Genomic DNA, 1,545 nt, shown 5'->3' with positions numbered 1-1,545 from the left:
GCAATCGCCCTTGGGCTCACTAAGCATTCATGATTTGGGTTTTGGGTTTAGGGATAACCCGTAGTGCCAAGCTGGCAGTTAAAGTGATCCAAAAAAGGAGTGGGTCGAAGTTCCCGTTATTTGATACTTCGGTCGTACACCATAGCAAAAATGTCGATATCAGCACCCACCTTCCCAGGCTGCTCCAGGGCGCAGCTATAATAGGAGCGAGCTTTAGCGCAAGAGCTAGGGCGGCAAGAACTAAACCGATGCCAGGCAATCCTAGCCCAAGGGCTAGGTCCAACCAGCCGCCGTGAGCATGGGTTAGACGTACGCTCGATTCTGGCCACTTTTTATTGACCAACGGCCCAAATGAATTTTCGATTAGCCCATAACCCAAGAGGTTTTCTCGAAAAAGGTCCATGCCCACCAACCCCCAGGCGATTCTTTCATAGTTGGTTCCAGATACTGTCTTACCTAACTCATTGACTGGGTAACCCTTTTCACCATTAAATTTCCACTCTTGGTAACGATCTAGTTGCACTGCAATTTTGGCATCTGCAGCAAAAGTAGACCAAGAATCATTTTGCTGGATATGCTTTTGCCCCACAAAACCGACTCCGATCAGAATGACGGCTATGATCCCCACCTTGGTTAGAGACCAACTCTTCTTGGAAGCCCGCACCATGAATAACAGAAAAAGGATGAAGAGTAGCGCCTCATAAACAAAGCCATTTTTTATGTTTTGACCATAAAAGACAAAAGATATCGCAGCAATAGAGGTGCTATACACAAATAACTGGGCCCATTTCATGCGCCTGTCTCGCAATAAAGCCAAAATTTGCCCCAAGGCAACTGCCAGGGTGGGCAAGCAAAAAACCACGTAATCCGTCTTTGGGACATAAAAGGGCTGGGAGCTCGGATAGACCCTCAGAAAAGCAGGTACTGGTTCAAACCCAAAGGCACTTTGGCCATAAAAGGTAAGTGTCCACTTTAATAAATAGATGAGGGTAGGCATCAATAGGCCTAAATAGATCAAGGGCCATGCCCACCTTTTTACACTCTCCAGATTATTTGCGATCGATAGACCCAGGCCCAGCGCAAAGATTGCAGCTAAAAATGCTCGCTTCCAGATACCCTTGAATTCGAGCAACTGGATTGCTGGATTTTGAGACAGAAAGAGCAAATGAAAGCTAGCCCATACAAAGAGGATTCCAATAAGCCAAATTGGGAGGGCTCTTTTGTTTAGCAGTAAAGAACGATATTGATAGCTCACATACAGGCCTATGACCGCCCCAAGCACCAGAGAGGTATTCCTCCAAGAAGCTATCTCGGGCAAGATCCAAACCGAGTACAACACCACAAAGGTTACGCACTGCAAAGCAATGACCCACACTGGAATCTGGACAGGGCCATCTGCGCAAGCAGTTTTTAAAATAGGATTTTGAGTGCTCACCGTATAAAACTCATGAAAAAATATTTGTAATTAAATAGCGTTTTTTTAAACCATTTCATAGCGCCTCTATTAGGAAAATCTTCACGGGGAAGATTGCCATGCTTATAGGT

The 1,545-nt window shown here is 45.6% G+C and carries 1 protein-coding gene; it reads right to left on the bottom strand.

Annotated elements, in window-relative coordinates; all coding sequences use genetic code 11:
- Positions 1–19: 19 nt before the first annotated feature.
- Complete coding sequence (locus tag B7Y67_RS17615) at positions 20–1,435, bottom strand: hypothetical protein (RefSeq protein ID WP_293599743.1); 1,416 nt, start codon at positions 1,433–1,435, stop codon at positions 20–22.
- Positions 1,436–1,545: the final 110 nt, after the last annotated feature.

The sequence above is a fragment of the Polynucleobacter sp. 35-46-11 genome (assembly GCF_002281105.1).
Note: the sequence above shows the minus strand (reverse complement) of the source record. Positions and strands in the feature narration are given on the sequence as shown.